Source organism: Rhodococcus sp. P4_B6 (genome assembly GCF_056402215.1).
This window is the reverse complement of the sequence record NZ_JBFUHV010000014.1, coordinates 40,618-64,436: the sequence shown is the minus strand read 5'-3', so window position 1 is coordinate 64,436 and position 23,819 is coordinate 40,618. Positions and strand designations below refer to the sequence as shown.

Sequence of the window (23,819 nt, the reverse complement as noted above, 5' to 3'; positions counted from 1 at the left end):
CCCTGGCATACGTGGACACGATCGACCAGACCCCTCACCGCAGCTATGAGGTGCGCACGTACGGCTGCCAGATGAACGTGCACGACTCCGAGCGGCTGTCGGGGCTCCTCGAGGACGCCGGCTACACGAAGGCGGCCACCGGGCAGTCGCCCGACCTCGTCGTCTTCAACACCTGCGCGGTGCGGGAGAACGCCGACAACAAGTTGTACGGCAACCTGAGCCATCTGGCGCCGGCGAAGGAACAGAACCCCGACATGCAGATCGCGGTCGGCGGGTGCCTGGCGCAGAAGGACCGCGACGTCGTCGTGAAGAAGGCGCCGTGGGTGGACGTCGTGTTCGGCACCCACAACATCGGTTCGCTCCCGGCGCTGCTGGACCGGGCGCGCCACAATCAGCGGGCCGAGGTCGAGATCCTCGACGCGCTCGAGGCGTTTCCGTCGACGCTGCCCGCCAAGCGGGAGTCGGCGTACGCCGGCTGGGTGTCCATCTCGGTGGGATGCAACAACACGTGCACGTTCTGCATCGTCCCCGCGCTGCGCGGCAAGGAGGTCGACCGGCGGCCCGGCGACATCCTGGCCGAGGTGCAGGCCCTGGTGAACGAGGGCGTCGTCGAGGTCACGCTGCTCGGGCAGAACGTCAACGCATACGGCGTCTCCTTCGCCGACCCCGACCAGCCCCGCGACCGCGGCGCGTTCGCCGCGCTGCTGCGCGCGTGCGGCGAGATCGACGGGCTCGAGCGCGTCCGCTTCACGTCCCCGCACCCGGCCGAGTTCACCGACGACGTCATCGAGGCGATGGCCGAGACCCCCAACGTGTGCCCGCAGCTGCACATGCCGCTGCAGTCCGGTTCGGACCGCGTCCTGAAGGCGATGCGCCGCTCCTACCGGAAGTCGCGGTTCCTGGGGATCATCGAGAAGGTCCGCACCGCGATGCCGCACGCGGCGATCACCACCGACATCATCGTGGGCTTCCCCGGTGAGACCGAGGAAGACTTCCAGGACACGCTCGACGTCGTCCGGCAGGCGCGCTTCACCAGCGCGTTCACCTTCCAGTACTCCAAGCGTCCCGGCACCCCGGCAGCGGACATGGACGACCAGCTGCCCAAGGCCGTCGTGCAGGAACGGTACGAACGTCTCATCGCGTTGCAGGAACAGATCACGCTCGAGGAGAACCAGAAGCTCGTCGGCGCCGAGGTGGAACTGCTCGTCGCCGCCGGGGAGGGMCGCAAGAACGCGGAGACCGCACGGATGAGCGGGCGCGCCCGCGACGGGCGGCTCGTCCACTTCCGGCCGGAGGGAAACCTCGACGGAAACGTCCGGCCCGGCGACGTCGTCACCATCGTGATCAGCGCCGCCGCTCCGCACCACCTCGTCGCGGACACCCCGGTCCTGACCCACCGCCGCACCCGCGCAGGCGACTCCTTCGAGAAGGGCGTCACCCCGAAGACCCCGCCGATCGGCGTGGGACTCGGACTGCCGCAGATCGGTGTGCCCGCACCACTACCCGCTCAGATGGGATGCAACGCATGACCCCGCAGTTCGACGACCAGCGCCACGACGACCCGAGTGACGCGAACGAGCCGATCGAGAGCTACCTGAAGGATTTCGACGCCGCCGAGAAGAAGGTGGCCGGTGAGATCGACCCCGGGGCGCGTGCGCTCGTCGTCGCGGTCGCGGTGGTCGTGCTCCTCGGCTCGCTGACGTTGCCGCATTCCGGCATCGCCAACGGCTGGGAGGTGCTGGTGTACGGGGACGACGCCCGCGCGGAGACGATCGCGCTGCCGTCGCGGCTGTTCGTGTGGTTCGAGGTGGTGTTCGGGGTCGTCGTGTCGATGCTGGCGCTCGTCACCCGTCGCTGGGCGCTCGCGTGGGTGGCCCTCGCCGGAACCGCCGTGTCCATCGTGTTCGGCATGCTCGCCATCTGGTCGCGGCAGACCCCGGCGCCGGGCGTCGAGGCGGCCGGACCGGGCATCGGCCTGATCATCGGCTGGCTCACCGTCATCGTGCTCACGTTCCACTGGCTGAAGGTGGTCTGGAGCCGGACCGCGCTGCAGCTGGCCGCGGAAGAGGAACGCCGCGCCGCTGCCGCCGAAGCGGAGCGACGCGGCGACTGGAACGTCGGCTGATCGTGCCTACTGGCCGCTGACGGCGCCCTCTGCCGCCTCGGCCCATTCGCGCCACTGCTTGGCCTGGGCGAGTGCGCTCTCGGCGTCCTTCGTCTTGCCCGCCGCAGAGGCCTTGGCGGCCTGCTCCTCGAACTGCGTGACCCGCTCCCGGAACTGCGYGGCCCGGGCGAGCGCCTCCGGGTCGGTGCGGCGCCATTCCTCGTCGGCGGCGTCGCGGACCCGCTTCTCGATGGCCCGCAGCTTGCCCTCGAGGTCGTGCATCCGCTCGCGGGGCACCTTCCCGATGGCGTCCCACTTCTCCTGCAGGTCGCGGAGGGCGGCCCTCGCCCCGTCGATGTCCTTGGACGGATCGATGTGGCCGGCGTTCTTCAGCAACTCCTCCTTGGCGACCGCGTTCTCCTCGAACTCGGCGTCGCGTTCGGAGGACGCGGCGTTGCGGGCGGCGAAGAACACGTCCTGAGCGCCCTTGAACCGCCTCCACAGGTTGTCGTCGGCTTCCCGCGGCGCGCGTCCGGCGGCCTTCCACTCGGCGAGCAGATCGCGGAAGGCTCCGGCTGTGGGACCCCAGTCGGTGGAGTCGGACAGTGCCTCCGCCTGCTCGACGAGTTCTTCCTTCTTGGTCTTGGCGGCGGCGCGCTCACGGTCGAGTTCGGCGAAATGCGCGCCGCGGCGCCGGTTGAACGCCTCCCGAGCCTTGGAATACCGCTTCCACAGGGCGTCGTCGACCTTCCGGTCGATCCCGCGGATCGTCTTCCACTCGTCCAGGATCTCGCGCAACCGGTCGCCGGCGGCCTTCCACTGCGTGGACTCGGCACCGATCTGTTCCGCCTCGGCGGCCAGTTCTTCCTTGCGTTCGGTGTGCGCCTGCCGCGACAGTTCCTTCTCGTGCTTGGCGTGGGCGGCCGCCTCGTCGGATCCGGCGATGATCACGTCGAGTCGCGCGGAGAGCGAGTCGACGTCACCGATCACCGCGGCGGTCGGGAGCGATTCGGCGAGTGCGGTCGCGGCGGCCTTCGTCTTCTTCGCGTCGCCCGCACCGGAATTGAGCCGGGCCTCGAGGAGGGCCACTTCGGTGGCGAGATCGTCGAAGCGCCGACCGAAATGCGCCAGGCCTTCCGCCGCGTCTCCGGCCTGCCACGACCCGATCTGCCGTTCACCGTCCGCGGTCTTCACCCAGGCGGTGCCGTCGTCGTCGACGCGGCCGAACTCGCTCGGATCACTGTGGGCGGGGGCGGCGACGGCGGGGGCGGAGAGGGCATGCGTCGGTGTGGGGTGGGGCTTGGGTGCACCCGGTTTCGCGGCCGCGCCCGGCTTCGGGACGCTGGGCTTCGGTGTGTCGTGCTGCTGAGCGGCAGGCTCCACGGCGGGCTTCGCGTCGCTGCTGTCGGTCATCGGTTCCTCATCTCTGCCGCGCGTCACGGCTGCCTGAACGCAATACTGGCTCCATACGACCCGGGACGGGTGCTGGCTCCATTCAACCCGGTACGGGCCCTGTGGACTATTGAATCAGGTCGGACGGTCCGTGTTGGTACCGATTGACGGCAGTGCCCGAATCGGATGTCGGGTCCGTGCCCGCGGTCGACTAGCGTGACTGTGTGTTCACCGCCGCCATCCTCGTGCCGTCCCCACCGCTGCTGGTACCCGAACTGACCGGGGCGGCMGCTGCGGAGACGGCGCCGCTGCGGGACGCGGTCCAGGCGGCCGCGAAGGCATTGTCCGCGATCGCCACCGAATGGGTGGCGATCGGCGCGGCGCCCACCGCGGTGGAGGTGCCGGCCGACGCTCAGGGCACCTACCGCGGCTACGGCGTCGACGTGCGGGTCACACYGCGGCCCGGTCCCGCCGGCGAACCCGACCCGGACCTGCCGCTCGCGGCGCTGACGGCCGGGTGGATCCGGGGAGCGTGCGCGCCGGACGCCGTCGTCGACGCGCGGATCCTCGCCGCCGACCTGTCGCCGCAGCAGTGCGCCGCGTACGGCGCAGAATTGCGCGCGTTTCTGGACCGGGACCCCGAGCCGCGCGGGCTGGTGATCGTCGCGGACGGGGCGAACACCCTCACCGCGAAGGCACCGGGCGCGTTCGACCCCCGCGCGGAAGGCGTGCAGGCCCGTGTCGACGCGGCCCTCGACACCGGCGACCGGGAGGCGCTGCTCGCCCTCGACCCCGCCGAATGCGCCGCCCTCGGCATCGGCGGGCGCGTCCCGTGGCAGGTCCTCGCCGGCGTGTTCGACGCTGCGCCCGCCTCCTGCCGGACGCTGTACAGCGCGGCGCCCTACGGAGTGGGCTACCACGTGGGGGAGTGGCGTCCGTGACCTCACCCGTGCCGATCGCCGTCGTCGGACCGACCGCCACCGGAAAGTCGGATCTCGCGCTGGACCTGGCGGAACGCCTCGGCGGCGAAATCGTCAACATCGACGCCATGCAGCTGTACCGGGGCATGGACATCGGCACCGCCAAACTCGCCCCGGCCGAACGCCGCGGAATTCCGCATCACCAACTCGACGTGCTCGACGTGACGCAGACGGCCACCGTCGCGAACTATCAGCAGGCCGCGGTCCGCGACGTGGAGGCGATCGCCGCCCGCGGCGCCGTGCCGGTCATCGTCGGCGGATCGATGATGTATGTGCAGTCGCTGCTCGACGAGTGGAGCTTCCCCGCCACCGACGCGTCGGTACGGGCGCGGTGGGAAGCCGTCCTCGCCGAGAAGGGCGTCGCGGCCGTCCACGCCGAGCTGAGCCGGGTGGATCCCGACGCCGCCGCGTCGATCCTCCCCACCGACGGCAGGCGCCTGGTCCGGGCCCTCGAAGTCGTCGAGATCACGGGCAGGCCGTTCGCGGCGTCCGCCCCGCGCATCGGCGAACCGCGCTGGGGCACACACATCGTCGGCGTCGACCGCGACACCGCCGCACTCGACGACCGGATCCGGCTCCGCACCCGGCTGATGTTCGAACAGGGACTCGTCGACGAGGTGCGCGGGCTGATCGACGTGGGACTGCGGGAGGGCGTCACCGCGCCCCGGGCCATCGGCTACGCACAGGTCCTCGCCTGGCTCGACGGCGAATACGACCTGGCCGAGGCGGAGGAACGCACGTTCATCGGCACCCGGCGCTACGTGCGCAGGCAACGGTCCTGGTTCCGCCGCGACCCCCGCATCCACTGGGTCGACGGAAACACCCCCGACCTCGCGGACACCACGATCCACACCCTCGACGAGACGCGAACACTGGGAGAACGATGAGCCGAACACCGTCCGCACGGCACCGTCCGGCCTCGTCCGTGCTGGTGACCACCCGCAACGCCCGCTTCCAGCAATGGCAGTCGTACCTCACCAACCGTGCCAAACGGACGAAGGCGGGACGCTTCCTGATCCAGGGTGTGCGCCCCCTCAACCTCGCCCTGGAACACGACTGGCCGATCGAATCGCTGCTGCACCGCATCGACGGCCCACCGCTGTCCGACTGGGCGCGAGAGCTACTCGCGACCCGATCCGTCGAACAGATCGGTGTCAGCGCCGAACTGATGGCCGAACTCGGCGAGAAGACCGACACCGCGCCGGAACTGATCGCGGTCGCGAAGACCCGCGCCCCGCGACTGAAGGACCTGCGGCTGCAGTCCGTCCCCCTGATCGTCGTGTTCGACCGGCCCACCTCACCCGGAAATCTGGGCACCCTCGTCCGCTCCGCCAACGCGTTCGGCGCCGACGCGGTCGTCGTGGCCGGCCACGGCGCCGACCCGTTCGACCCCCGGAGCGTCCGCGCCTCCACCGGATCGCTCTTCGCGATGCCCGTCGTCACCGTGTCCTCCGTCGACGAGATCCTCGCGTTCCGCGACGCCCGGCGAGCGTCCGGAACCGAACTGCACATCGTCGGGACGGACGAGACCGGTTCCGTCACCATCGACGCCCACGACTTCGGTGGCGGCACCGTGCTCGTGATCGGCAACGAGACCCGCGGGATGAGCGCCGCGTGGCGAGGCGCCTGCGACACGGTCGTCAACATCCCGATCRGGGGCGCAGCCAGTTCCCTCGGTGCCCCCTCCGCCGGCGCCGTCGCCCTCTACGAAATCGCCCGGCAGCGCAGATGAACCGCACCGCGGCAGCGCAGATGAACCGCACCGCGGTAGCGCAGATGAACCGCACCGCGGTAGCGCAGATGAACTGCACCCCCTCGGCGGTTGGTTAGAGTGGTGCGCATGGATTTCAGCAAGGGACACGGCACCGAGAACGACTTCGTGGTCCTCCCGGATCCCGACGTCCGCATCGATCTGTCCGCCCCGCGTGTGGCAGCGCTGTGCGATCGCAGGCGTGGACTCGGCGCCGACGGAATCCTGCGCGTCGCCAAGGCCGGTGCGCTGGCCGCTGCCGGCGTGCTCGCCGAACTCCCGGACGGCACGTCCGAGGACGACTGGTTCATGGACTACCGCAACGCCGACGGGTCGATCGCGGAAATGTGCGGCAACGGTGTCCGCGTCTTCGCCCACTACCTCCGGTCGACCGGCCTCGAGACGCGCGACGAGTTCGTGGTCGGCAGCCGGGCCGGCGGCAAACCGGTGATCGTGCACTCGGCCGACGGCTCCGTCGGCGAGGTCACCGTCGACATGGGGGTGGTGCGGGATCTGGGAACGAGCGCCGCGACCATCGACGGCAAAGTGTTCAACGGCATCGGCATCGACGTCGGCAATCCGCACCTGGCGTGTGTCGACGCGCATCTCACGGCGGCCTCCCTGTCGGCCCTCGACCTGACGGCCGCACCCGGCTTCGATCCCGGTTTCTTCCCGCACGGCGTCAACGTGGAGATCCTCACCCGCATCGATTCCGGCGCCGTGGACATGCGGGTGCACGAGCGCGGGGTCGGCGAGACCCGGTCGTGCGGCACCGGCACGGTGGCCGCGGCCACCGCCGCGCTGCGCTTCGACGGCGCCGATTCCGGTGAGGTGAATGTCCGCATTCCCGGAGGTCAGGTCACGGTCGCGCTGTCCGGCGGCCGGGCGACGTTGCGCGGACCGTCCGTCCTGGTGGCGTCCGGGAACCTCGACGACAACTGGTGGAACGGCCTTGCCTGATCGCCCTGCGCGAAATGCACGTGCACGCCCTCGACATTCCGTGGGATCATGAGGGTGTATGACGAAAACACATCGCACAGAAGAATCGCCGATCTCCGACTCCACTGAGTTCGCCTACGACGACGGGCGCCCTTCGGTCGGCGAGATGCAACTCGAGGACCGCAGCGCGCTGCGCCGGGTTGCCGGGCTCTCCACCGAGCTCACAGACGTCACCGAAGTCGAATACCGGCAGTTGCGCCTCGAACGCGTGGTGCTCGTCGGTGTCTGGACCCAGGGAACCGCGGCGCAGGCCGAATCCAGCATGGCCGAGCTCGCCGCACTGGCCGAGACCGCCGGATCGGAAGTCCTCGAGGGCCTCGTCCAGCGGCGGGACAAACCCGACGCGGCCACCTACATCGGTTCCGGCAAGGCCGAGGAACTCCGCGAGGTCGTCCTCTCGACCGGCGCCGACACCGTCATCTGCGACGGTGAACTCACCCCCGCGCAGCTCACCGCGCTGGAGAAGGTCGTCAAGGTCAAGGTCATCGACCGGACCGCCCTCATCCTCGACATCTTCGCCCAGCACGCCACGTCCAGGGAGGGCAAGGCGCAGGTGGCGCTGGCCCAGATGGAATACATGCTGCCCCGACTGCGTGGCTGGGGTGAATCGATGTCCCGGCAGGCGGGTGGTCGCGCCGGAAGCAACGGCGGCGTGGGTCTGCGTGGTCCCGGTGAGACCAAGATCGAGACGGACCGCCGTCGTATCCGTGAGCGGATGGCCAAGCTGCGTCGCGAGATCAAGGGCATGAAGGCCGCCCGCGACACCAAACGCACCAGGCGACTGCGCAGCGAGACCCCGTCCATCGCGATCGTCGGCTACACGAACGCCGGCAAGTCGAGCCTGCTCAACGCGTTGACCGGGTCCGGGGTGCTGGTGCAGAACGCGCTGTTCGCCACCCTCGATCCCACCACCCGCCGGGCGGCGCTGGACGACGGCCGCGAATACGTCCTCACCGACACCGTCGGGTTCGTGCGGCATCTGCCGACGCAGCTGATCGAGGCGTTCCGCTCGACGCTCGAGGAAGTGACGGACGCGGATCTGCTGCTGCACGTCGTCGACGGTTCCGATCCGCTGCCCACGGATCAGATCAAGGCCGTCCACGAGGTGATCACCGAGGTGATCCGGGAGAACGACGCCGCGGCACCGCCCGAGCTCATCGTGGTGAACAAGATCGACGCCGCCGACCCGGTCACCTTGACCCAGCTGCGTGGCCTGCTGCCCGGTGCGTCGTTCGTCTCCGCCCGGACCGGGGAGGGCATCGCCGAGTTGCGTGCACATCTGAGCGACGTCCTGGTCCGCCCGGAGATCGAGGTCAGCGTTCTCCTCCCGTACAACCGGGGCGATCTGATGGCCCGGATCCACTCGGACGGTCAGATCCTCGACTCCTCCCACGAGGAGGACGGCACACGCGTCCACGCGCGGGTGCCCGAAGCGCTGGCGTCGGCACTGGTCGAGTACAGCGGCAGTGCCTGACCGCTCACGGTGGTCCGCCCGCGTGGCGGTCGCCGTGCTCGCGACGTGCGCACCGCTCGCCGCGGCGGGAACCGGATTCGCCGAGCCGTTCTTCCGCGACCAGACCGCCGTCGACGCGTCGGAGTTCGGTCCGCTGTGCACTCCCGACGATTCCGCGGTCGGCACCCCGGACGAGGCCTCGCTCGAGGAGCTGTCGGGGCTCGTGTCGGCCGGCGGGCTGCTCTACGCGGTCGGCGACAGCGGGTCCGACCGCGCGGTCGCGGTGATGGACGGGAACTGCGCCGTACAGCGCTGGCTTCCGCTGCCGGTCGATCCGTACGACGTCGAGGACATGGCCTCCGGCTCCGACGGCCGGCTGTGGCTGGCCGACACCGGCGACAACGGACGCCGGCGCGAGACGGTGGCGTTGATCGCGATGGACCGTGATACGGGCGCGGGAGAACTGCATCGGCTGACGTATCCGGACGGCCCCCACGATGCCGAGACCGTCCTCGTCCAGCGCGACGGCACCCCGCTGATCGTCACGAAGGAAGTGTTCGGGGCGGGCAACGTGTACCGGCCCGTCGGGGGTGTCGCCGTGGGCGATCTCGCGAGCCCCGGCCCGACCCCGCTGGAGAAGGTCGGAACGCTGGACGTCTCGGCGACGAACGGCGTCGACGACGCGACCACCGGCAGCGGCACCACGGCCCCGGCCGTGCATTCGACGATGTTCACCGGCGGGGCCGTGTCCGCCGACGGGACCGTCGCCGCCGTGCGCAGCTACTCCGATGTGTTCCTGTTCTCCGCCCCGGACGGCGACCTGGCGGCGGCGTTCGCGGCCGGACCCGCCGTGCGCGCCCACGTGCCGGAGCAGCCGCAGGGGGAGTCGGTCGCGTTCACAGAGAACGGCGACCTGTTGATCGCCTCCGAGGCCCGGGAGGGACCCGTTCCACCGATTCGGGTGCTGCTCGGGGCGGTGTCGAGGGTGCAGGATCAGGCCCGTGCCCAGGCCGTTTCGGACGAGGCGTCGACGCAGTCGCCGGGAACGGCGTGGGGGATCGGCGTCGCCGGCGGCGTGGTCGTGCTCGCCGTGGTCGCCGGCTCTCTCGTCCGCCGTCGTGCCCGATAGGTCTGATTTGCGAGAAATGTTGCGAGCCTGATTCTTTCGGTGGGTGACGCGGTGTGAATACTGTGCGCTGTGCAGGCCCACGAGTTGTTGTCGCGTATCGCCCACCTGTCGCTCGAGCACGGTCGCGCCCGGGCCGCGTCGACGGCGGCCGTGATGGTGGGCCTCGTCGTGTTGCTCGCAGTGACTCGTTCCGCCAGACGTCCGGTCGTCGGCGCAGCGGCGGTCGCGGTGCCCGTGACCGCCGTGATCGGAGGCGCCGTGTGGGCGGCGTACCGTCCGCTGCCCAACCAGATACCCCTCACCGGGTACATCTGGATCTGGCTCGCCGTCGGAATCCTCGTCTTCGCCGCGGCGCTCCTGCTCCGGAAACCCGGAGTCCGGCGGGCCGGGGTGATCGCTGTCGCGGCTGCCGCAGCCGCGGCCGCGGCGGTGGGCCAGGTCAACGCGGAGGTCGGCGTCTTCCCGACCGTCGGCTCGCTGGTGGGGCACCGTCCACCGACGAGCGTGCAGCCGGTGTCGTTCGGTGACGTCCCCGGGTTCGAGGACGCGGTGCAGTCGGGGACCCCGCTGGACTCGGCGTGGACACGTCCGGTGCGCACACCCGGCTCCGGTGTGGTGACGGAAGTGGAGATCCCGGGCACCGAATCCGGATTCGCGGCCCGGCCGGCCGTGCTGTACCTGCCGCCGGCGTACCTGACGTCGCCCCGGGCGGTGCTCCCCGTCCTGGTGATGATCGCGGGACAGCCGGGGCGGCCCCAGGACTGGTTCAGCAGCGGACGACTGGGATCCACCGTGGACGCGTATGCCGCACGGCACGACGGACTCGCACCGGTCGTCGTGGTGATCGACGCGCTGGGCTCGCAGGACGCGAATCCGCTGTGCCTCGATTCGGCGCTCGGCAACGCCGCCACCTACGTGGCCCGCGACGTGCCCGCCTGGATCGAGACGTCCCTGCAGGTGTCGCACGATCCGGCACAGTGGGCGATCGGCGGATTCTCCTACGGCGGGACCTGCTCGATCCAGCTGGCGGTGAACTATCCGCGGATCTTCCCGACCTTCCTCGATTTCCTCGGTCAGGACGAGCCCTCGCTCGGCGATCACGCGGGGACGGTCGCGGCGACATTCGGCGGCGACGAGCACGCGTTCGCGGCGGTCAATCCGGCTGACGTGCTGAAGACACGACAGTTCCCGGAGTTGACCGGGGTGTTCGTGGCCGGGGCCGCCGACGACGAATACCGCCCGCAGCAGCAGCGGATGTTCGCTGCCGCGCGGGCGGCCGGTCTGAACGTGCGGTACTACGAGCTTCCCGGTGGCCACGAGGGCGCCACCTGGAGTGCGGCACTCGAACGCGAGATGGACTGGACCGGCCGTCAGCTGGGGCTCACCAGCTGACGGGCCGGGTACCGGTCAGGCGTCGAGATCGGCCGCCACGAGCTGCGCGACCTTCTCGACGGCGTCGGCGTCGTCGCTGGTCACGGTGACGTCGGTGCCCTTGGTGGCGCCGAGCGTCATGATGAGCAGTGCGGAACCGGCGTCCACGGGTTCACTGTCCGCCACGGCCAGCGTGACGGGCACACCGGCGGCGGCAACCGCTTCGGCGATGACGGCGGCGGGACGGGCGTGCAGGCCGATGGACGAACCGACGGCGACTGTGGTGCTGGGCATGGACTCTCTCCTCTGTCGGTGGGGTTGGTGCGGGTCGAGCGGGTCGATCTGTTTCTCTTACGCTGCGACTGTCGCAACGTCGGGGTCGAGTTCGGCGTCGGACGCGCCGGGCTTGATGAATTCCTTCGCACCGACGACGCACAGGGCGGCGACGACGACACCGGCGGCCAGCGACACCAGGAACCACAGCAGGTTGCCGATGGCGAAGAAGACGAAGATTCCGCCGTGCGGTGCGCTGAGGGTGACGTCGAACGCCATGATCAGGGCGCCGGTGACGGCGCCGCCGGCCATCATCGAGGGGATGACGCGCAGCKGGTCTGCGGCGGCGAACGGAATGGCGCCTTCCGAGATGAACGCCGAGCCGAGGAGCCAGGCCGCCTTGCCGTTCTCCCGTTCCGCCTCGCTGAACAGGCTGGGACGCAGGACGGTCGATGCGAGGGCCATCGCCAGCGGCGGGACCATGCCCGCAGCCATCACGGCCGCCATGATCCGCAGCGAGGCGGGGTCGTTGACGTTGAGGCCGGCCACCGCGAACGCGTATGCGGCCTTGTTGACCGGGCCTCCGAGGTCGAAGCACATCATCAGTCCGAGGATGATGCCGAGGAAGATGACGGAGCTGCCGGACAGTCCGTTGAGCCAGTCCGTCAGGCCGTTCGTGATCGCGGCGAGCGGTCGGCCGAGGACCAGGAACATGAGTGCGCCGACGATCAGCGTCGCGAACAGCGGGATGATCACCACGGGCATCAGGCCGCGCAACCACTGCGGCACCGGGATCCGGCTGATMCACAGCGCGACGATACCGGCGATCAGACCGCCGACGAGGCCTCCGATGAATCCGCCGCCGACGAAGACCGCCACCGCACCCGCGGTGAAGCCCGGCGCCAGACCGGGCCGGTCGGCGATCGCGAAGGCGATGTAACCGGCCAGCGCGGGGACGAGGAAGCTGAACGCCAGCGAACCCAGCTGGAACAGCACGGCGCCCAGGTACGTCGTCAGGCCACCGTCGGGGAGTTGGCCGAGGGAGTTGTTGAGGACGATGTCCTCCGCGGGACCGGAGATCTCGTAGCCGCCGAGCAGGAACCCGAGGGCGATCAGCAGACCACCCGCGGCGACGAACGGGATCATGTAACTGACACCGGTGAGCAGCACCTGACGCAGGTGGGTGCCCCAGCCGACCGACCCGGCCGGCTCGTCCGCGGCACTGCCCGCGCTCCCCGCGTCCACGGTCGCCGCGGACGGGTTCATGCCCGCGCGCAGCGCCTCGGTGATCATGGTGTCGGGTTCGTTGATCGCGCGCTTGACGCCCGACGCCACCACCGGCTTGCCTGCGAAGCGTTCCTTGCCCTTCACCCCGACGTCGGTGGCGAAGATGACGGCGGACGCGCCCGCGATCACTCCGGGTGCCAGCGGTGTACTTCCGCTCGAACCCTGCGTCTCCACGTGAACGACGACGCCCGCGCGTTCGCCGGCGGCGACGAGCGAGTCGGCCGCCATGTACGTGTGGGCGATGCCGGTCGGGCAGGCCGTGACCGCGACGATGTGCTTCGGCCCCGCCTCGGGCTCCGGTTCCTTCTCCGGGGCGACCGGTTCGGGCGTCGTTGCCGGAGCCGGGGCAGCAGCCGCGGCCGCAGCGGCGGCGGGTGCTGCAGTGGCCGTCGCGGCAGCAGGTGCGGCGGCGGGCGCGGGGGCCAGGACGTCGTTGACCAGGGTGACGATCTCGGCGGGGGTCTTCGCATCACGCAGGGCGCCGACGAAGGCCGGGCGTACCAGCGCCCGGGCGAGCGAGGACAGCAGCTTCATGTGCTCCGCGCCCGCACCCTCGGGTGCGGCGATGAGGAACACCAGATCGGCGGGTCCGTCGGGGGCGCCGAAGTCGACCTTCGGGGCGAGCCGGGCGAATCCGAGAGACGCCGCCACGACGGCCTCCGAGCGGCAGTGCGGGATCGCGATCCCGCCGGGAAGTCCTGTCGCCGATTGTGATTCACGCGCCAGCGCGGCATCGCGGAGAGCGTCCGCTTCGGTGGCGCGACCGGCGTCCGCGAGACGCTGGGAGAGCGCGGAGATCACGTCCTCCTTGGAGGCTCCGAGGTCGGTGTCCAGGGAGATCAGATCTTCGCTGATGATCTGCGGCCCCGAATCGCGGTCGGGTGTCGAGTGAGACATGGTGTTTCCTTCTGGTTCAGGCCGGATCGGGGGCGGGGGAGCTGAGGGCGGTGACGGTGACGGCGTCGATGTCGACGTGTTCGGGGGTCGGCAGGGTGGTGCCCGGGAGGGCGGCCGCCGCGCTGCCGTAGGCAACGGCGGATCGGAGGCAGTCCGCGGGCGACGCGCCGGAGATCTGCGCTGCCAGGTAGCCCGCCAGCGAGGAGTCGCCGGCGCCGACGGTGCTGCGGGCGACGATCGGTGGTGGCGTGGCCCACCAGGCGCCGGCCTCCGTCACGAGAACGGCGCCCGCGGCGCCGAGCGTGGCGAGGACGGCTTCGACCCCACGGTCCACGAGTTGCCTGCCCGCGTGGGCGGTGGCCGTCGGGTCTCCCCGCAGCGCGGACTCCTCGAGCAGGTGCCCGTCGGCGCCGGTGAGTTGCGCGAGTTCCTCGCTGTTCGGTTTCACGAGGTCGGGGCAGGCCGCCGGGAACCGGTCCGCGAGTGCGAGCAGCGGGGCGTCCGAGGTGTCGACGGCGACCCGGCACGAGGCCGAACGCAGCGCCTCGACGAGCGTGGCGTACCAGTCGGTGGGGATGCCCGGGGGTAGGGAACCGGACAGCACCACCCATTCGGCCCGGGACCCGCGTTCGATGATCTCCGACTGCAGATCGGCGAGGGATCCGGCCGACATCGTGACACCGGGTTCGTTGATCTTGGTGGTGGTGCCGTCGGGTTCGGTGATGGTGATGTTCGTGCGTGCCGAACCGGACGTCGCCACGGTCACGTGCTCGATCCCGTGCTCGGACAGGGCGGTGAGCAGGGGGTCGCCCGCGTTGCCGGGCAGCACCGCAACTGCGTTGACGCCGGCGGACGTGAGCGCGCGGGCGACGTTGACGCCCTTGCCTCCCGGGTCGCTGTGGGTCGCGGCTGCGCGCAGGACGGTTCCCCGTTCGAGGCGCCCGAGCAGGTTGACGGTGCGGTCGATGCTCGGATTGGCGGTCAGCGTGACGATCATGCGATCACCACCTCGATTCCCTGGTCGTGGAAGTGGGCTCGGTCTGCGGGCGTGATGTCGGCGTCGGTGACGAGGATGTCGACGCTGTGGATGGGGGCGAAGCTCACGAGGTGCTCACGGCCGACCTTCGACGAGTCGGCGACCACTACGACGTGATTGGCGCAGCGGACCATCGCACGCTTCACGGCGGCCTCCTCGGTGTCCGGTGTGGACAGGCCGTGGCCGACGCTGAGCGCATTGGTGCCGATGAACGCGACGTCGACGCGGAGGACGTCGAGGATGCGCAGCGCCTCCTCGCCGACGGCGGCCTGCGTGATCCCGCGGACCCGGCCGCCGAGCATGTGGAGGGTCACGGAATTGAGTCCGGCGAGCCGGGCCGCGATCGGCACCGAGTTGGTGATCACGGTGAGGTCCAGATCGGACGGCAGTTCCGGGATGATGCGCCCGGTGGTGGTTCCCGCGTCGAACAGCACGCTGCCACCGGACGGCGGCAGGTAGGCGGCGGCGCGCTTGGCGATCCGATCCTTCTGCTCGGCGCGGGTGTGATCGCGCTCCGTCATGCCGGGTTCGGTGACGGTGAGGGAACCGGCAGGGACCGCGCCGCCGTGCACGCGACGGATGTGGCCGAGGCGTTCGAGCAGCGCGAGGTCGCGGCGCACGGTCTCGGTGGTGACGCCGAAGGTGTCGGAGAGGTCGGCGACCGACATGCGCCCCCGCTGCGAGATCAGCGTGGTGACCGCTTGCTGGCGTTCTTCCGGATACACCGTGACCCCGTTCCTGTTCTCGTCGATGAAGTGTTCGGTGACGAGATCCGTTATGGTCTGCATCACACGAAATGTTGTGTCATGTTGTTTTACGCCCGAGTGTGTTGACATGTCAAGAGTTGAGAGTAATCTCCGTCACATAGTCGATTCGCATTTCCGATTGTGTGACGACAGAACGAGCCGGCCAGGAGGACCCGATGACCGAAGACCGTGAAATCGTGCGAGGTACGCCGGTGGTACCGGGCATTGCCTACGCGCCGGTGATCTGGCCGGCCCCGCGGCCGGAGGTCGCACCCGGATCCGCCCGGATCGACGAGGCGTCGCGCGACGCGGAGAAGGTCCGCTTCGAGGAAGCGGCCGCCGTGGTGTCGCAGCGACTCCGCGACCGCGCGGCGAGCGTCTCCGGCGCCGCGGCAGAGGTGCTGCAGGCGAACGCGGCGATGGCCGCAGACCGCGGCTGGCTCGGTGCGGCGCAGAAGCTGATCGCCGGCGGAACCCCGGCCGGGGAGGCGGCAGCGGAGGCCACCGAGCAGTTCGTCACCCTGTTCACCAAGATGGGTGGGCTGATGGCCGAACGCGTGACCGACCTGCGCGACATCCGCGACCGCGTCGTCTCCGAACTCCTCGGCCTGCCCGAGCCGGGCATCCCCGTGCCCACGACCCCGTCGATCCTCTGCGCCCAGGACCTCGCGCCCGCCGACACCGCCGGTCTCGATCCCGAGCTGATCGTCGGACTCGTGACGGTTCTCGGCGGCCCGACGAGCCACACCGCGATCATCTCGCGGCAGCTGGGCATCCCGTGTGTCGTCGCGGTGCGTGATCTCGAATCCGTCGTCTCGGGCACCCCCGTCCTCCTCGACGGCTCGGCGGGCGAACTCGTGATGGAACCGGACCCCGTCGAGGCCCGCGCAGCCGTGGAGCACGGGCGCGCCGAACGGCTTCGCATCCAGTCCTGGGAAGGGCCGGGCCGCACCAGCGACGGGCACGCCGTCTCGATTCTGGCCAACGTGCAGGACGGGGCCGGGGCGCGGTCGGCGTCCGGGACCGCCGCCGAGGGCGTCGGACTGTTCCGCACCGAGTTGTGCTTCCTGGACCGCGATTCCGAGCCCGGCGTCGATGAGCAGGCCGAGATCTACGGCGAGGTGCTCGACGCGTTCGCGGGCCGGAAAGTGGTGATCCGGACCCTCGACGCGGGATCGGACAAGCCGCTGCGCTTCGCCAACCACGCCGACGAGGCGAACCCCGCGCTCGGGGTCCGCGGCATCCGCATCGCCGAACAGAACCCGGGCATCCTCAGCAGGCAACTCGACGCCGTCGCCGCCGCGGCGAAGCAGACGCAGTCGCAGCCGTGGGTGATGGCGCCGATGATTTCGACTCCCGCCGAGGCTGAATCGTTCGCGGCCGAGGTCCGCGCCCGCGGTCTCGTGCCCGGGGTCATGGTCGAGGTGCCTGCCGCGGCGCTACTAGCTGACCGCCTCCTGCGTCACGTCGACTTCCTGTCCATCGGCACGAACGACCTCGCGCAGTACACGATGGCCGCCGACCGGATGTCGTCCGATCTGGCGTCGCTCACCGACCCCTGGCAGCCGGCCGTTCTCGCGCTCGTCGCGCGCACGGCCGAGGCCGGCGTCGCGGCGGGCAAACCGGTCGGCGTCTGCGGCGAGGCTGCCGCCGACCCGCTGCTCGCCTGCGTCCTGATCGGACTCGGTGTCACGTCGCTGTCCTGCGCGGGCGCCGCCGTGTCCGGTGTGGGGGCGAAGGTGGGATCGGTCACGCTGGACGACTGCCGCCGGGCCGCCGAGGACGTGCTCGCCACGAGCGATCCCGCGGAGGCGCGGGCCGCGGCGGTACGAGTGTTGGGCGCGTAGTCGACCGCCGGATTCCGGCCACTCACCGCCCGATGGGCTCGAGGAATTCCGTCCTCGAGCCCAGCTCTCAGGTCGTCACTGTGTCGAGTGAGTCGTAGTCCGGTGACGCGAGCAGGCTGTGGAGCTGGCGCCGGCGAACTCCCATATTTCCGCCGTCGAACAGCGGCAGCACGATCGCGTCTTGCAGGAGCCCTGCGAGAGGCAGGTTGTGGTTGTAACTGTCGATACCGACGACGCGCATGAGGTCGGTGATGACCTTCACCGCGGTCTCGGAGCCGTAGATCTTCGCCTGCACAGCCAGTTCGAGGGCACTGGGCAGTTCGTGGTCGAGAGCATTGCAGGCCTTCCAGCTCAGGTACCGGGCGGTCTCGATCGCGATCTTCGCGTCGGCGAGCGCATACCCGACCGCCTGATGTTCGATTATCGGCACCCGGCCGGCGCGCCGCTCACGCTTGGCGAACGCGAGGGTGAAGTCGAAGGCTGAACGCATGAGTCCCACGCCGAAGATTCCGACGAGGGCAGCGGTGCCGGCGAAACTCGCCTCGACCAAGGCCTTGCCGCCGCCGACCTCGCCGAGGACGTTCTCGCGCGGAACCCGAACATTTTCGAAGTGGAAGCGCGGGGTGAGATGCCCTCGGTGGCCCATCGTCTCGAAGTTCTCGTCGGATACGAAGCCATGGTCGGGTGTAGGCACGAGAAGGACGGACAGCGAGTGGTCGGCGGCCGCTCGGGTCTGGGGATTTGGATCGGTGCGGCACACCACCGTGAGAATGTCCGCGCCCTTCGAGTCCCAGCCGGTTGCGCTGCTGATCCATTGCTTCGCGCCGTTGATCACCCACTGATCGCCGTCGAGTACCGCGGTGGTGCGGGTCCCTTCAGCCGGCACAGGTTCGTCGAAGTTGGCGATCCCGCCCGGCTCGCTGTGGCAGAAGGCGGCGAGCGGGGCGCCGGTGCCGGACAGGAAGGGGCGCAATGTCTGCTGGACTTGGTCGGGGCTGCCGGCGTTGAGGACGGGGAGCAGCCCGAGTAGTGAGGCGAACAGCGTCAGCGACACGTTCGCATCGACTGCGTAGAACTCCTCGGCGATCAACGCCAGGTCGACCATCCCGTTACCCTCTCCGCCCGCGGGCGCGGGGATGACCTTGCGAAGCCACCCCTGTGCGACAACGTCTTCGTAGGCAGGGCGGGTGGCGAGGAATCTCTCTTCGGCCGTGGGCAGATGGCGAATCGTCTTGCCGACGTCTGCCAATGCCTTACCGGCGAAATCGCGGGCCGAGAGTTGGAGCTCACGCTGCTGTGGGGTCAACGTGAAGTCAATGGCCATGATGTTCGTCTCCTGTGGGTCGAGTACGCAGCAGCGCGGCATCGCGCAGTATCGCTGGGATCCGGCGGGCGGCCACTCGAATCGGCCACCGCTGTGTGAGCGACGTCACTCATCATGCGTCGATCGGAACGTCGGTGTCTTGTCGGTTTACGCACGACTGTTGCCGTGGAGCGAACGAGTAGGCAATCGAGCGCGCGGGGTGAATGTCGCCGAATCGGTGGATCCGGTCCCGGCGGCGCGAAACTCCCAGATCGTGCCTACTATTGGCGAACTGTGACGAAAAGAGAAACAGACGCCCCCGACGGTCCGGTCGGCGGCTCTGACGGCCCGTCCGCTACCACGCGCGCGTTCGGGTGGACGCTGCACGGCGACGGCAGGCGGATCAGCGAGGGCGAGGTGGTCGCTCCCGGCGAGCGCCTCACCTGGCCGCGCACAGTCGGAATCGGGATGCAGCACGTCATCGCGATGTTCGGCGCCACCCTCCTGGTGCCGACGATCACCGGGTTCCCGGTCACCACGACCCTGCTGTTCTCGGGTATCGGGACGGCCCTGTTCCTGCTCATCACACGCGGACGCATCCCCAGCTACCTGGGGTCGTCGTTCGCATTCATCGCGCCGCTGACGGCGTCGCAGAGTTCCGGTCCCGCAGCGCAACTCGGCGGTGTCGCGGCCGCAGGTCTGCTGCTGCTCGTCATCGGTGTCGCGGTGAAACTGGCCGGGTCGCGGGTCATCGACGCGGTGATGCCGCCGGTCGTCACCGGCGCCGTGGTGGCGCTGATCGGGCTCAATCTCGCACCCACCGCGGTGGATTCGTTCGAGTCACAACCACTGATCGCCGGGGTCACCCTGCTCGCGATCCTGCTCGTGACCGTCCTCGGCCCGGGGTTGCTGGGCCGCCTCGGCATCCTCGTCGGCGTCGTCGTCGGCTGGGTGTTCGCCGCCGTGATCGGCGGTCTCGCGGAGGAGCGGGTGACGGCACTGCGGGACGCGGCCTGGTTCGGTGTGCCCGAACTGCGGGGACCGACGTTCGAATGGTCCGTGATCGCGCTGACCCTGCCGGTGGTGATCGTCCTGATCGCCGAGAACGTCGGCCACGTCAAGGCGGTGTCGGCCATGACGGGTCGGTCCCTCGACGACGTCGCCGGCAATGCGCTCGTCGCGGACGGACTGGCCACCACCCTCGCCGGGTTCGGTGGCGGGTCCGGCACCACCACCTACGCCGAGAACATCGGCGTGATGGCCGCGACGCGGGTGTACTCCACCGCTGCCTACTGGGTCGCGGCCGCCACGGCCGTGGTTCTCGCGTTCTCACCGAAGTTCGGAGCCCTCGTGTTCACCGTGCCTAACGGTGTCATCGGCGGCGCCACTCTCGTGCTGTACGGACTGATCGGCGTCCTCGGTGTGCGCATCTGGATGGACGCCGAGGTCGACTTCACCGACCCCGTGAATCTCACTGTGGTCGCCGCCGCGCTCGTCGCCGGCATCGGCGACCTGACTTTGACGATCGGATCGGTGGAACTCGGCGGCATTGCGTGGGGTTCGGTGGGCATCCTCGTCGCCTACCCGGTGATGCGCTGGCTCGCGGGGTTCCGCAAGCGCTGACACCGGTGACCGGATGGGTCACGAATCCCGATCACCTGGGTCATTCACCCCGTAGTTCCCCGCCTCTACCGTCGAACCAGACGTATCTCGAACGAGACGTAACAGACAGTTGATACGAGGAGTCGGCGTGGAGCGCACCCTGTTCGAACCGGAGCACGAACTGTTCCGGGAGTCGTACCGCAAGTTTCTCGCACAGCACGCCGAGCCGAACCACGCCAAGTGGGAAGAGCAGAACATCGTCGACCGCAGCCTGTGGGTGGAGGCCGGAAAGCAGGGCTTCCTCGGCATGGCCGTGCCGGAGGAATTCGGCGGCGGCGGCGTGCGCGACTTCCGGTACAACGCGATCATCACCGAGGAGACGACACGTGGCGGGTACAGCGGCATCGGCTTCACCCTGCACAACGACGTCGTCGCACCGTACCTGCTCGAACTGAGCAACGACGAGCAGAAGCGGCGGTGGCTGCCCGGCTTCGCGTCGGGTGAGCTGATCACGGCGATCGCGATGACCGAACCGGGGACCGGCAGCGACCTGCAGGGCATCAAGACGCGCGCCGTACGCGACGGCAACGACTGGGTTCTCAACGGTTCCAAGACCTTCATCACCAACGGCATCAACGCCGACCTCGTGATCGTCGTCGCATGTACCGATCCCGACAAGGGAGCGCAGGGATTCAGCCTCCTGGTGGTCGAACGGGACATGCCGGGCTTCGAACGCGGCCGCAACCTCGACAAGATCGGGATGAAGGCACAGGACACCGCGGAGTTGAGCTTCACCGACGTACGCGTCCCCGCCACCAACCTCCTCGGTGAGGAAGGCATGGGCTTCCTCTACCTGATGAAGAACCTCCCGCAGGAGCGGTTGTCGATCGCCGTGGTGGCCGCCGCCGCAATGGAATCGGCGCTGGACATGACGATCCAGTACTGCCGCGACCGGAAGGCCTTCGGAAAGTCGATCGGCAGCTTCCAGAACACGCGCTTCGTACTCGCCGAACTCGCCACGGAGACGACGGCCGTCCGGGTCCTCGTCGACAAGTTCATCGAACTGCTCAACGACGAGAAGCTGTCGGTGCAGGAAGCGGCGATGGCCAAGTGGTGGACCACCGAGGCGCAGGTCCGGCTGATCGACCGGTGTCTGCAGCTGCACGGCGGCTACGGGTACATGAAGGAGTATCCGATCGCGAAGGCGTACATGGATTCTCGTGTCCAGACCATCTATGGCGGGACCACCGAGATCATGAAGGAAATCATCGGTCGCGGACTCAATCTCTGACGAGGCACGACCTGCGTATCTGCAACGAACTCCGGCCTCCGGCCGTACCGGGGTGGATGCGAGTGGGGCTCCACGGCGATCGCCGTGGGGCCCCACTCGTGTCTGCCGCCGGCAGTGACTAGATCTTGCGCATGACGGTGACGACCTTGCCCAGAATGGCCGCATCGTTGCCGGGGATCGGATCGAACAGCGGGTTGTGCGGCATCAGCCACACCTCGTTGTCGGTGCGCTTGAACGTCTTGACGGTGGCTTCGCCGTCGATCATCGCTGCCACGATGTCCCCGTTGTCCGCCACGTTCTGCTGCCGGACCACCACCCAGTCGCCGTCGCAGATCGCGGCGTCGATCATCGATTCGCCGACGACCTTGAGCAGGAACAGCGAACCCTGGCCCACGAGTTCACGGGGGAGCGGGAAGACGTCTTCGACGGCTTCCTCGGCGAGAATCGGGCCACCGGCGGCGATCCGGCCGAGGACCGGGACGAACGTGGGCTCCGGCAGGGGTGTGCCGTCGGTACCGGACTTGACCGCTGCCAACTCGACAGTGGTCCCGGCGTTCGCGGCGACGCCCGCCGCGACCTCGTCGAGACCGCGCACGTCGACGGCGCGCGGACGGTTCGGATCCCGGCGGAGGAAACCCTTCCGCTCCAGCGTCCGCAGCTGATGGGCGACGGACGACGTGGAGGTGAGCCCCACGGCGTCGCCGATCTCGCGGATGCTCGGCGGGTAACCGCGCTCGTTGACGGACGTGCGGATCACCTCGAGGACGCGGCGCTGCCGGTCGGTCAACCCGGCGGCGGAGCCACCGCTCACACGTGGAGTCGAACCGTCGGTCGAGCTGTCGTCCTTCATGGCGAGGTGCCTCCGTCTGTGTGTCGATCTTCTCGGTATGGGTCGCATGTGACTGCTGTGCCGCGTGACACGAATCTATCCCGCTTTCCTCGGAGTTTCAAACATCTGTTCGACATGTGTCGCGAGAAGTAGAGACTTTGTCGGAGGGCCGTGGTAGAAATCGAACATGTGTTCTTTCGAACGCGTGATCGAACACCGGTCCGGATCTGGTACCCACCGGTTCGGCAGCGGGTACGGCAACGGTTCTCGACCTCAGTTTTCGACAGCAGTTCTCGACATCAAGAGCCCGGCATCAAGAGTCCGGCATCAAGAGTCCGACATGGATACGAGCAGCGGAGGTACCGATGAGCAACGCAGTTCTCCATCGGCAGGCAGTGCTGAACCGGCAGGCACTCGAGCGGGGTGTCGTCCGTTCCGGCGCCGCACGGTCGTACCGCACCGAACCGTGTCGCCGGCGCACCGACGGGGAGTTGCGACGTCCGTCGTCCGGCGCCGTCGCGTACCGGCCCACCCACACCGGCGTCTCCCGCGCCGACCACGAACGCGGGGCGAACGATGTCGGCTGGCGGACGGTGCTCGCCGGTGTCGTGATCACCGCCGGTGTGTTGTGCGGGCTCGCCGGGGTGGCGCAGCTGGCCACCGGCGGCAGTGTGAGCAATTCGGCGGCCACGGAGGTCGTGCAGGTGCAGCAGGGCGAGAGCCTGGCCGCGGTCGCTGCGCGGATCGCGCCGGAAATGCCGGTAGCACAGGTGGTCGAGCGGATCATGGAGCTCAATGCCATGTCCAATTCGGCGTTGCATCCGGGCCAGAGTCTGATCGTCCCGTCTTCCGCGACCCGGTGACGGGGGTGGCTCTGCATGACTGTCCCGCCGGGCGGCCGAGTAGTCTCGGAGGCTGTCAGTCCCACCACCGCGTGTGGTCGCGTCGAGATCGTGCATCCGCTGCGTGAATCCGTTTTCGTCGGTTCGCCATCGGGGGAGGCGAACAGTTGCGGCCACGACGGCTACGACGAAGGAATCGCCATGCACTGCCCGTTCTGCCGGCACCCCGATTCACGTGTGGTCGATTCGCGCGAAGCCGACGAGGGACAGGCCATCCGCCGCCGCCGTTCGTGCCCGGAGTGTGGTCGACGGTTCACCACCGTCGAGACCGCCGTCCTGTCGGTGGTCAAGCGCAGTGGGGTCACCGAACCGTTCAGCCGGGAGAAGGTGGTGCGGGGTGTCCGCCGTGCCTGCCAGGGCCGGCAGGTCGACAATGACGCACTGAATCTCCTTGCCCAGCAGGTCGAGGACGCGGTCCGCGCATCGGGTTCCGCGGAGATCCCGAGCAACGAGGTGGGCCTCGCCATCCTCGGTCCCCTTCGTGACCTCGACGAGGTTGCGTACCTGCGGTTCGCGTCCGTGTACCGGTCGTTCAGCTCAGCAGAGGACTTCGCGCGCGAGATCAAAGAGCTACGCGAACACCGCGAATCCCGCGACGACGCCTGAGCCTGCGCGTCCGCGCATTTCT

21 protein-coding genes are annotated in these 23,819 nt (G+C 69.2%); 14 read left to right on the top strand and 7 right to left on the bottom strand.

Annotated elements, in window-relative coordinates; genetic code table 11:
• Positions 1-11 precede the first annotated feature (11 nt).
• Positions 12-1,529 (top strand): tRNA (N6-isopentenyl adenosine(37)-C2)-methylthiotransferase MiaB, encoded by a 1,518-nt coding sequence (miaB, locus tag AC1DWT_RS09560; protein ID WP_072942411.1) that lies wholly within the window; start codon positions 12-14, stop codon positions 1,527-1,529.
• The gene (locus AC1DWT_RS09555; RefSeq protein ID WP_072942409.1) at positions 1,526-2,125 is read left to right on the top strand and encodes an Rv2732c family membrane protein; all 600 of its coding nucleotides are present in this window, start codon (positions 1,526-1,528) and stop codon (positions 2,123-2,125) included. The genes miaB and AC1DWT_RS09555 overlap by 4 nt, the downstream gene beginning before the upstream one ends.
• A gap of 6 nt (positions 2,126-2,131) precedes the next feature.
• Here AC1DWT_RS09555 and AC1DWT_RS09550 read toward each other — a convergent pair whose 3' ends face one another.
• Positions 2,132-3,517: a DUF349 domain-containing protein gene (locus tag AC1DWT_RS09550; protein WP_477920342.1), complete on the bottom strand. Its 1,386-nt coding sequence runs from the start codon at positions 3,515-3,517 to the stop codon at positions 2,132-2,134.
• A gap of 203 nt (positions 3,518-3,720) precedes the next feature.
• On the opposite strand from AC1DWT_RS09550, the gene AC1DWT_RS09545 reads away from it, so the two are divergent.
• The 7 genes from AC1DWT_RS09545 to AC1DWT_RS09515 all read left to right on the top strand — a co-directional run bounded on the left by AC1DWT_RS09545 (position 3,721) and on the right by AC1DWT_RS09515 (position 11,199).
• Positions 3,721-4,437, top strand: coding sequence for a class III extradiol dioxygenase subunit B-like domain-containing protein (locus AC1DWT_RS09545; protein WP_477920340.1), 717 nt, complete (start codon positions 3,721-3,723; stop codon positions 4,435-4,437).
• Positions 4,434-5,363, top strand: coding sequence for a tRNA (adenosine(37)-N6)-dimethylallyltransferase MiaA (miaA, locus tag AC1DWT_RS09540; RefSeq protein ID WP_206015364.1), 930 nt, complete (start codon positions 4,434-4,436; stop codon positions 5,361-5,363). Before AC1DWT_RS09545 ends, miaA begins: the two co-directional genes overlap by 4 nt.
• Entirely contained in the window at positions 5,360-6,208 is an 849-nt protein-coding gene (locus AC1DWT_RS09535; RefSeq protein ID WP_477920338.1) for a TrmH family RNA methyltransferase, read from the top strand. Before miaA ends, AC1DWT_RS09535 begins: the two co-directional genes overlap by 4 nt.
• 108 nt (positions 6,209-6,316) lie before the next feature.
• Complete coding sequence (gene dapF / locus AC1DWT_RS09530; protein WP_206015366.1) at positions 6,317-7,186, top strand: diaminopimelate epimerase; 870 nt, start codon at positions 6,317-6,319, stop codon at positions 7,184-7,186.
• Positions 7,187-7,244: 58 nt separating this feature from the next.
• Complete coding sequence (gene hflX, locus AC1DWT_RS09525; protein WP_072942400.1) at positions 7,245-8,699, top strand: GTPase HflX; 1,455 nt, start codon at positions 7,245-7,247, stop codon at positions 8,697-8,699.
• Entirely contained in the window at positions 8,692-9,807 is a 1,116-nt protein-coding gene (locus AC1DWT_RS09520; RefSeq protein ID WP_206015367.1) for a hypothetical protein, read from the top strand. Before hflX ends, AC1DWT_RS09520 begins: the two co-directional genes overlap by 8 nt.
• Before the next feature lie 69 nt (positions 9,808-9,876).
• Positions 9,877-11,199 (top strand): alpha/beta hydrolase, encoded by a 1,323-nt coding sequence (locus AC1DWT_RS09515; protein WP_095860690.1) that lies wholly within the window; start codon positions 9,877-9,879, stop codon positions 11,197-11,199.
• 15 nt (positions 11,200-11,214) lie between these two features.
• Here the strand turns inward: AC1DWT_RS09515 and AC1DWT_RS09510 are convergent, their stop codons facing one another.
• The 4 genes from AC1DWT_RS09510 to AC1DWT_RS09495 are packed head-to-tail and all read right to left on the bottom strand — an operon-like array spanning position 11,215 to position 15,396.
• Positions 11,215-11,472, bottom strand: coding sequence for an HPr family phosphocarrier protein (locus AC1DWT_RS09510; protein WP_005240765.1), 258 nt, complete (start codon positions 11,470-11,472; stop codon positions 11,215-11,217).
• A gap of 57 nt (positions 11,473-11,529) precedes the next feature.
• Entirely contained in the window at positions 11,530-13,635 is a 2,106-nt protein-coding gene (locus AC1DWT_RS09505) for a PTS fructose transporter subunit IIABC (protein WP_477920334.1), read from the bottom strand.
• 16 nt (positions 13,636-13,651) lie between these two features.
• Positions 13,652-14,632 (bottom strand): 1-phosphofructokinase, encoded by a 981-nt coding sequence (gene pfkB / locus AC1DWT_RS09500; protein WP_072942393.1) that lies wholly within the window; start codon positions 14,630-14,632, stop codon positions 13,652-13,654.
• Entirely contained in the window at positions 14,629-15,396 is a 768-nt protein-coding gene (locus AC1DWT_RS09495; protein WP_072942464.1) for a DeoR/GlpR family DNA-binding transcription regulator, read from the bottom strand. Before AC1DWT_RS09495 ends, pfkB begins: the two co-directional genes overlap by 4 nt.
• A gap of 197 nt (positions 15,397-15,593) precedes the next feature.
• Between AC1DWT_RS09495 and ptsP the strand changes: the two genes are divergently transcribed.
• Positions 15,594-17,264 carry a phosphoenolpyruvate--protein phosphotransferase gene (gene ptsP / locus AC1DWT_RS09490; RefSeq protein WP_206015368.1) on the top strand — a complete coding sequence of 557 codons (1,671 nt, stop codon included), beginning with the start codon at positions 15,594-15,596 and terminating at the stop codon, positions 17,262-17,264.
• Between the two features lie 67 nt (positions 17,265-17,331).
• Here the strand turns inward: ptsP and AC1DWT_RS09485 are convergent, their stop codons facing one another.
• Positions 17,332-18,588, bottom strand: a complete 1,257-nt coding sequence (locus AC1DWT_RS09485) for an acyl-CoA dehydrogenase family protein (protein WP_206015369.1) — start codon at positions 18,586-18,588, stop codon at positions 17,332-17,334.
• 273 nt (positions 18,589-18,861) lie between these two features.
• On the opposite strand from AC1DWT_RS09485, the gene AC1DWT_RS09480 reads away from it, so the two are divergent.
• Positions 18,862-20,190: a uracil-xanthine permease family protein gene (locus AC1DWT_RS09480; RefSeq protein ID WP_241031563.1), complete on the top strand. Its 1,329-nt coding sequence runs from the start codon at positions 18,862-18,864 to the stop codon at positions 20,188-20,190.
• A gap of 127 nt (positions 20,191-20,317) precedes the next feature.
• On the top strand, positions 20,318-21,460 hold the full coding sequence (locus AC1DWT_RS09475) for an acyl-CoA dehydrogenase family protein (protein WP_206015370.1): 1,143 nt from the start codon (positions 20,318-20,320) through the stop codon (positions 21,458-21,460).
• A 118-nt stretch (positions 21,461-21,578) separates the two neighbouring features.
• Here AC1DWT_RS09475 and lexA read toward each other — a convergent pair whose 3' ends face one another.
• Positions 21,579-22,310: a transcriptional repressor LexA gene (gene lexA / locus AC1DWT_RS09470; protein ID WP_072942388.1), complete on the bottom strand. Its 732-nt coding sequence runs from the start codon at positions 22,308-22,310 to the stop codon at positions 21,579-21,581.
• A 344-nt stretch (positions 22,311-22,654) separates the two neighbouring features.
• Here lexA and AC1DWT_RS09465 point away from each other — a divergent pair, with 344 nt between their 5' ends.
• Positions 22,655-23,152 carry a LysM peptidoglycan-binding domain-containing protein gene (locus AC1DWT_RS09465; protein WP_206015371.1) on the top strand — a complete coding sequence of 166 codons (498 nt, stop codon included), beginning with the start codon at positions 22,655-22,657 and terminating at the stop codon, positions 23,150-23,152.
• A 180-nt stretch (positions 23,153-23,332) separates the two neighbouring features.
• Entirely contained in the window at positions 23,333-23,797 is a 465-nt protein-coding gene (gene nrdR / locus AC1DWT_RS09460) for a transcriptional regulator NrdR (RefSeq protein WP_015890458.1), read from the top strand.
• The last annotated feature ends 22 nt before the right edge of the window (positions 23,798-23,819 follow it).

Bases quoted from the DNA above. Each gene is read 5' to 3' on its own strand.
- hflX (WP_072942400.1), top strand. From the start codon at position 7,245: ATGACGAAAACACATCGCACAGAAGAATCGCCGATCTCCGACTCCACT.
- pfkB (WP_072942393.1), bottom strand. From the start codon at position 14,632: ATGATCGTCACGCTGACCGCCAATCCGAGCATCGACCGCACCGTCAAC.
- AC1DWT_RS09465 (WP_206015371.1), top strand. From the start codon at position 22,655: ATGAGCAACGCAGTTCTCCATCGGCAGGCAGTGCTGAACCGGCAGGCA.
- AC1DWT_RS09555 (WP_072942409.1), top strand. From the start codon at position 1,526: ATGACCCCGCAGTTCGACGACCAGCGCCACGACGACCCGAGTGACGCG.
- AC1DWT_RS09510 (WP_005240765.1), bottom strand. From the start codon at position 11,472: ATGCCCAGCACCACAGTCGCCGTCGGTTCGTCCATCGGCCTGCACGCC.
- AC1DWT_RS09485 (WP_206015369.1), bottom strand. From the start codon at position 18,588: ATGGCCATTGACTTCACGTTGACCCCACAGCAGCGTGAGCTCCAACTC.
- ptsP (WP_206015368.1), top strand. From the start codon at position 15,594: ATGACCGAAGACCGTGAAATCGTGCGAGGTACGCCGGTGGTACCGGGC.
- dapF (WP_206015366.1), top strand. From the start codon at position 6,317: ATGGATTTCAGCAAGGGACACGGCACCGAGAACGACTTCGTGGTCCTC.
- nrdR (WP_015890458.1), top strand. From the start codon at position 23,333: ATGCACTGCCCGTTCTGCCGGCACCCCGATTCACGTGTGGTCGATTCG.
- lexA (WP_072942388.1), bottom strand. From the start codon at position 22,310: ATGAAGGACGACAGCTCGACCGACGGTTCGACTCCACGTGTGAGCGGT.